Below are 6,545 nucleotides of genomic sequence, written 5' to 3'. Positions count from 1 at the left end.
CGCGGCTGCGCCTATGGCACTTCAACATCATTGTCGCAGCCCCGACCCGCGGTCACGAGCGGGGGCTCCTATCTTTTTAGTGCCCTCGGATTGGGTCATAGTGTCTGTCGTTGCCAAAACAGCGACGTTCCCTTGGCTGGCTTATGTGGCAGTTGGGTGGCAGTTGGGGACGTTCCTTTTCTGCCGGCAGTTGGGGACACTCCTTGCACCGGCATTACATCGAGTGCTCGGGATAAGCGACCCGGTTTTTGGCCGAATAGTGGGTTGCGGTTTCCGGATGGGGTGGGTTGCGGAAAGTGCGACCCGGAATATTGCTCCAAAACGGGATGTCGTTTCCCCGACGCGCCTCAAACGGAAAGCGCACCCCATTCCGGAGCCCCAAAACGGGATGCCGTTTCCGCGTGGAAGAATTGTCGCAGCTACGTTAAGCGGCGGCTCCGCTACTCGCCCAGCACCAGCGCTGCAAGTTCGTCCTGGGTGTCCACCACGTAGTCGGCGCCGGCGGCTTCCAGCTCTGCGCGGCCGCGGAAGCCCCAGCTGACGCCTGCGCTCTTAAGACCGGCGTTGTGGCCGGTCAGGATATCGACATTGGAATCGCCCACATAGAGCGTGGTCGCCGGGTCGGCGCCCAGCTCTTCCATCACATGCAGCGTGACGGGTGCCTCGGGCTTAGGCGGAAACGCATCGACACGGCCCTGTACCAGCGCAAAGCGCTCGGAACCAAAATACTTCTCGATAAGCGGGGCCGCCGAGACGTGGTCCTTGTTAGTGAGCACGGCAAGCTGCACGCCCGCGGCACGCAAGCGGTCGAGCATCTCGATCGTGCCGGCATAGGGGGCGGTGTGGTCCTCCTTGTGCTCGCCGTAATAAGCCCTAAACTCGGCAAGCGTCTGCTCAAACATACGGCCGTCGCCCGCGTACTCGGCGGGCATAAAGCGCTCAACCAGCTTGAGCATGCCGTTTCCCACCTTGTAGCGGTACTCGTCAACGGCAAACGTGGGCCAGCCGTGCGCCTCGCAGGTATGGTTGCCGGCGGCTGCCAGGTCCTCGAGCGTGTTGAGGATGGTGCCGTCCAGATCAAAGATCACATGGGAAAAAGCTGCTGCCATGAAAGCTCCCGTCGTTGGGTTTCAAAACGCACCCCATAATACTGGGCTTACGCGTTGGGTTCGCTTGGAATCTGAACATCTCCAGGGATATCAGGTGACATCACGCCGACCGTGCGATTCCGCCCTAGCAAATTCTCGGCAGCTGCTCTCCCACGAGCATGTCGAGGATGCGGGTCGAGCCCCAGCCGGTGCGCACGCGCACGGCGGGACGGGAGCCCTCGGCAAGTGGCAGCACGCGACCGATGATGGCGGCATTCTCGCCGTAACGGGCGGAACGCATGGCGGCTAGAGCCGCATCGGCCTGCTCGGCCGGCACCACGGCGACCATCTTGCCCTCGTTTGCCACCTGCAGCACATCGTAGCCGAGCATCTCACATGCCGCCTGCACGTCGGGGCGCACGGGCACGGCATCCTCGTCGATCTCCATGGCAACACCGCTGGCCTGGGCAAACTCGTTGAGTGTGGATGCCAGGCCGCCGCGCGTGGGGTCGCGGAAGCAGCGAGTGTCGGGGGCGGCGGCCAAAACGGCGGCAATCAGGTGGTTGAGCGGCGCGGCATCGCTTTCGATCGTGCTCGAAAACGCCAGGCCCTCGCGCTGGCTCATGATGGCGATGCCGTGGTCGCCGAGTGTGCCCGACACCAGGATGACATCGCCAGGCTGGCAGTTTGCACCGCTGAGCGCCACACCCGTGGGAACCTCGCCCACGCCGGCGGTATTGATGTAGACGCCGTCGGCCCCGCCGCGCTCGACCACCTTGGTGTCGCCCGTGATTATGGACACGCCCGCCTCGCGCGCCGTCTCGGCCATCGTCTGCACAATCTGGCGGAGCTTATCCATGGGATAGCCCTCTTCGAGGATAAAACCGCACGATAGGTAGCGCACGTTGGCGCCCGAGGTCGCGACATCGTTGACGGTTCCGCACACGGCGAGACGGCCGATGTTGCCACCGGGGAAGAACTGCGGCGAGACTACAAAGCTGTCGGTCGACATGGCGATGCGCCCGCTCGGGGGCAGCGCGGCGACGCCGGCGTCGTTGCCTTCGAGCAACTCGGGCGTCCCAAAGGCATCCAAAAAGACCTCATCGATGATGCGTTTCATCATCTGACCGCCGGAGCCATGGCCCAACAGGACGGTGCTATCGGTGATGCTATGGGACATATCCAAAACTCCAATCGTGGGTGGAATTATATGGGTGAGGCGCAGCGTCGACCAGTCCGCCGCTCGTTAGAACGGCGGAACCTAATAGTCGCGATAACGGTAGTACGCCGCGCAGCTGCCTTCGGAGCTCACCATGCACGGGCCGACGGGGTGCTCGGGCGTGCAAGTGCGGCCAAAGAGCGGGCAGCTGCTCGGCGTAATGGCCCCGCGCAGTACGTCACCGCAGCGGCACCCACGCGGCTCGACCGTCGCCTCAACGGGCACGTCAAAGCGAGCATGGGCATCAAAGCGCGAGAACTCGGGGCGGATGGAAAGGCCCGAGTTGGCAATCGGCCCCAGCCCGCGCCATGTGGTTTCGCATGGCTCAAACACCTGCTCGACCAGCTGGCGCGCCACGGGGTTACCGTCTGCGTTGACGCCGCGACGGTAGGCGTTGTCGATCGCCGACCTGCCCTCGACAACCATCTGGACCAGCATGCAGATGCCTTGCAGAATATCGACCGGTTCAAATCCCGTGACCACGCCCGGGGTATCGAACTCGTCGACCAAAAAGCTAAAGGGCGCCAAGCCCGTGATGGTGGCGACGTGGCCCGGCAGGATAAAGCCGTCGATGGCGGTCTCGGGATCGTTGGCGATGGCGCGCAACGCCGGCGGCGTGGTCTTGTGGGCGCAATAGACCGAAAAGTTCAAAAGCCCGCGCGTCTCGGCCTCCAAGATGGCAGCGGCGATGGTGGGCGTTGTGGTCTCAAAGCCGACGCCCATAAAGATGACCGGACGATTGGGGTTTTGCTCGGCAATGTCGAGCGCATCGAGCGGGGAGTAGACGATGCGGATATCGCGTCCTGCCGCCTTTTGCGCTGCGAGCGAGGTGGACGATCCGGGCACGCGCATCATGTCGCCAAAGGTGGTGATGATGGCGCCGTCTATGTTGGCGAGCGCGATCGCGTGGTCGATGTCACGGTTGGCGGTAACGCAGACGGGGCAGCCCGGGCCGCTCAGCAGCTTGAGCCCGGCCGGCATAATGGAGCGAAAGCCATAGCGGCCGATGCTCACGGTGTGCGTGCCGCAGACTTCCATAAGGTTGATGGTACGGTCGCCGACAAGACCGCGAATGCGTTCGATGAGCTCGCGAGCCAGCTTGGGGTCGCGAAATGCCGAAAAGTCGATACCGGAGCGCGCCGGCTGTCCGGCCGCCACTAGTATGCCTCGGCCGGGTTACTGGCCAGTTGGTCTTCTTCGGCCAGTTCGGTCATGGCGTTAACGAGCTCGAGCGTTTCTTGCGCTTCCTGCTCGTCGACGATCTGGATGCCAAAGCCGGCGTGCACGAGAATATAGTCGCCAACCTGCGCCGTCGGCACGAGTCGCAGCGACACGGGGCGCTCGATGCCCATCATGTCGACGGTGGCCTTGAGGCCGTCGTCGCGTTTGACTACTTTGCCGGGAACGGCAAGGCACATATTGTTCCCCTTTTAGACGCTTTGCGCTGGATGGGCGCTCAATAATCCATCAGTTGATGGTAGCGCTCGCGGGGTTCGCGGGCAAACGCGTTACGCCTGTGAGACGGCTGGGCACAGCGGCGTGCGAGAGCGAGCTACTGCGATGCGATCTGCGCAAGACGAGCGCTTGCGACCGCCGCCTGACCGTAGGCGATGCAGCCGTCATTGACGGGCACGGTATGGGGGATAAGGACAGTAAGACCTGCGCTTTTGAGCTCGCGGGTGAGGAGCTGGAGCAGAAGTCGGTTCATGAACACGCCGCCCGAGAGCGCAACGGTATCGAGGCCTTCACGGGTGCAGATCTCGCTGGCGATGCGTGCCGAGGAGCGCGCGACGGCGACATGGAAGTCGAGTGCGAGCCTGTCGGCGGGCACACCGGCTCTGGTTCCCTCCAAAAGCGCCGCAAAAAGTGAGCTGGGGCCCAGGACGAGAGACCTGCTCGAGGTTGCTTGGACAGTTAGTTCAGATTTGTACTTTTTAGAGTGGTAATGGGTGGTATAAATCGTCTGCGAGGGCCCCGAATGGGTTGATTTGGGGTATCCGGCGGGCGAATTAACCGCAAATGAGGTGCCTGGAGAGCCCTCTTCGGGGTAATCTGAGCCAAAACCGTTGGTTAGAGGGTCTGTTTTTAATACAAATCTGAACAAACTGTCCAGTCGCAATGGGTCAGATGCGGAACAGCCGTCTTTATCGCCGGGAACATGGGTAATTTTGCTGCCGAGCGCGCGCCAGGCGGCGGCTTCGAGTTCGATGGCGGGCTCGCCTTCGTAGGTTGCCTGCCCGCAAATGCTCAAAACTGCAGCGGCGGCGTCAAAGAGACGCCCCATACTGCTCGTGCGTGGGCTGTTGATGTTCCGCTCGATCATCGTTGCCGTCACGCTGCGTGTTTGCTCGTCTAGGCCGTCCAAGAGCCGCTCGGCCCCCGGATGTTCAAGCAGGCCGAGCTCACTGAGCAGGGCAAAGGCGTTGCGGCGGGCGTCGCGCACGGAGGCCGCCCCGCCGGGGAGCGTCCAGGTGCGCAAATGCGCGGCGCGCTCAAAGCCGCCAAGACTGGCAACAAGAAACTCGCCGCCCCAAATGGTCCCATCGGTGCCGGCGCCGGTGCCGTCAAAGGCGATGCCAAGGACGCGCGCGTCGGTTGCAAGCTGGCCCGCGGCAATCGCCTCTGCCATTACGCTCGCGATGTGCGCATGATGGTGCTGCACCTCGACGAGCGGCAGATTGCATTTTCGCGCCTGCTCGCGCGCCCACCGGCTCGATAGATAGCTGGGGTGTAGATCGCAGGCCAAGGCGGCGGGCGCCAAGTCAAAGAGATCTTCCAAGCGCGTGCGCGCGGCGTTCCAGGCATCGAAGGTCCCGCCGTTTTCAACATCGCCGATATACTGCGACACAAAACAGGTCGTATGACCGTCCGAGTCCATGCGAGTGAGCGCAATCGTGGCCTTTTGTTGTGGCCCGCAGGCGAGCACGCAGGACGGAGCGCCGTCGAGCGCCGGCAACGGCAGCGGCTGGGGTGCATATCCGCGAGCGCGGCGAACGGGCATAACGGCGCCGTTCACCGCGCGCACCACAGAGTCGTCGTAGCGCGAGAGGATTGCGCGGTCGTTACCGAGCAACGCGTCGGCGATGCCGGCGGCAACGAGGTGTTCCCAGGCAAGGTCGTCATCGGTCTCGATGGGTTCTTCGCTCAGGTTTCCGCTGGTCATGACGAGCGCGTGCATACCGCTGGCTTCTGCCGCGGCAAGCAACAGATGCTGAAGCGGGGTGTAGGGGAGCATAACGCCAAGCTCAGGAAGGTTGTGCGCGACGGACGGTGCGAGCGCGTTGGGGGAGCCGCCGCTCTCGCAAACGGCACGTCGGCGCAGCAGCACGATGGGGCGAATGCTGCCGGCCAGCAGGCCGCGCTCAACGTCGTTGACATGGCACAGGCGTTCAGTATCGGCAAGGCCGCGCACCATAACGGCAAGCGGCTTGTTGCTGCGGCGCTTGCGGCGGCGAAGCTCGGCTACCGTCTTCTCGTTGGAGGCGTCGCATGCCAAGTGAAATCCTCCCAGACCCTTGATGGCGACGATACCGCCGTTGGCCAGCAGCTCAACACAGCGGTCGATAATGGCGTCGCTGGTCTTGCGCGTGGTGCCGACGGTCAGCGACGCGGCGGCTTCGCCGGCCTCGCGCCACGTAATGTGCGGCCCGCAATCAAAGCAGGCATCGGGCTGCGCGTGAAACCGCCGGTCAAGCGGGTCGCCATACTCTGCGGCACAGGTGGGGCACATGGGAAAGCAATCCATCGAGGTGGCCGCTCGGTCATAGGGCAGCGACCGGATGATGGTAAAGCGCGGTCCGCAGTTGGTGCAGTTGATAAAGGGATAGTGAAAGCGTCGGTCGGCGGGATCGAACAGCTCGTGCAGGCAGTCGTCGCACGTGGCGATGTCGGGCGAGACGAGCGTCGTGTGGGCGGTTTGATCCTGCGATGCCACAATGCGAAAGCCCCGCTCGTTGGCGGCGTCCCAGTCGCCGGGCGCTAGGTCCATAACCTCGATATGCTCCACACGAGCCGCCGCAGGCGTATGCTCGGAAAGCGCGGCGACAAATTCGTCGAGCGCCTCGCTTAGAGCGTGCGCCTCGATATGCACGCCATCGCCCGCGTTAAGCACCCAGCCGCAAATGCCGTGCGCCATGGCCTCGCGATACACAAACGGTCGCATGCCGACGCCCTGCACAATGCCCGTTACATGGATATGCGCATGCCGCATGCGACCCTCCTTCATCGAGACCTGCCAA

At 63.3% G+C, this 6,545-nt stretch carries 5 protein-coding genes; all 5 read right to left on the bottom strand.

The features are described from left to right. Positions 1-440 precede the first annotated feature (440 nt). Positions 441-1,109, bottom strand: coding sequence for an HAD family hydrolase (locus tag ACTM82_RS04355; RefSeq protein ID WP_346978843.1), 669 nt, complete (start codon positions 1,107-1,109; stop codon positions 441-443). 124 nt (positions 1,110-1,233) lie between these two features. Next, positions 1,234-2,268 (bottom strand): hydrogenase expression/formation protein HypE, encoded by a 1,035-nt coding sequence (gene hypE, locus ACTM82_RS04350; RefSeq protein ID WP_441054566.1) that lies wholly within the window; start codon positions 2,266-2,268, stop codon positions 1,234-1,236. A gap of 81 nt (positions 2,269-2,349) precedes the next feature. Further along, a complete protein-coding gene (gene hypD, locus ACTM82_RS04345) occupies positions 2,350-3,465 on the bottom strand; it encodes a hydrogenase formation protein HypD (RefSeq protein WP_441054568.1) in 1,116 nt (371 codons plus the stop codon). After that, entirely contained in the window at positions 3,465-3,725 is a 261-nt protein-coding gene (locus tag ACTM82_RS04340) for a HypC/HybG/HupF family hydrogenase formation chaperone (RefSeq protein ID WP_154518167.1), read from the bottom strand. Before ACTM82_RS04340 ends, hypD begins: the two co-directional genes overlap by 1 nt. Positions 3,726-3,859: 134 nt before the next feature. Next, a complete protein-coding gene (gene hypF / locus ACTM82_RS04335; RefSeq protein WP_441054570.1) occupies positions 3,860-6,517 on the bottom strand; it encodes a carbamoyltransferase HypF in 2,658 nt (885 codons plus the stop codon). Between the last annotated feature and the right edge of the window lie 28 nt (positions 6,518-6,545).

The organism is Collinsella sp. HCP3S3_E5, from assembly GCF_052067635.1.
Classification (GTDB): Bacteria; Actinomycetota; Coriobacteriia; order Coriobacteriales; family Coriobacteriaceae; genus Collinsella.
The sequence above is the reverse complement of the archived record's forward strand: the minus strand, read 5'-3'. Positions and strand labels throughout refer to the sequence as shown.

Excerpts from the sequence above, each read along its gene's own strand:
- ACTM82_RS04355 (WP_346978843.1), bottom strand. The coding sequence starts at position 1,109 with ATGGCAGCAGCTTTTTCCCATGTGATCTTTGATCTGGACGGCACCATC.
- hypF (WP_441054570.1), bottom strand. The coding sequence starts at position 6,517 with ATGCGGCATGCGCATATCCATGTAACGGGCATTGTGCAGGGCGTCGGC.
- ACTM82_RS04340 (WP_154518167.1), bottom strand. The coding sequence starts at position 3,725 with ATGTGCCTTGCCGTTCCCGGCAAAGTAGTCAAACGCGACGACGGCCTC.
- hypE (WP_441054566.1), bottom strand. The coding sequence starts at position 2,268 with ATGTCCCATAGCATCACCGATAGCACCGTCCTGTTGGGCCATGGCTCC.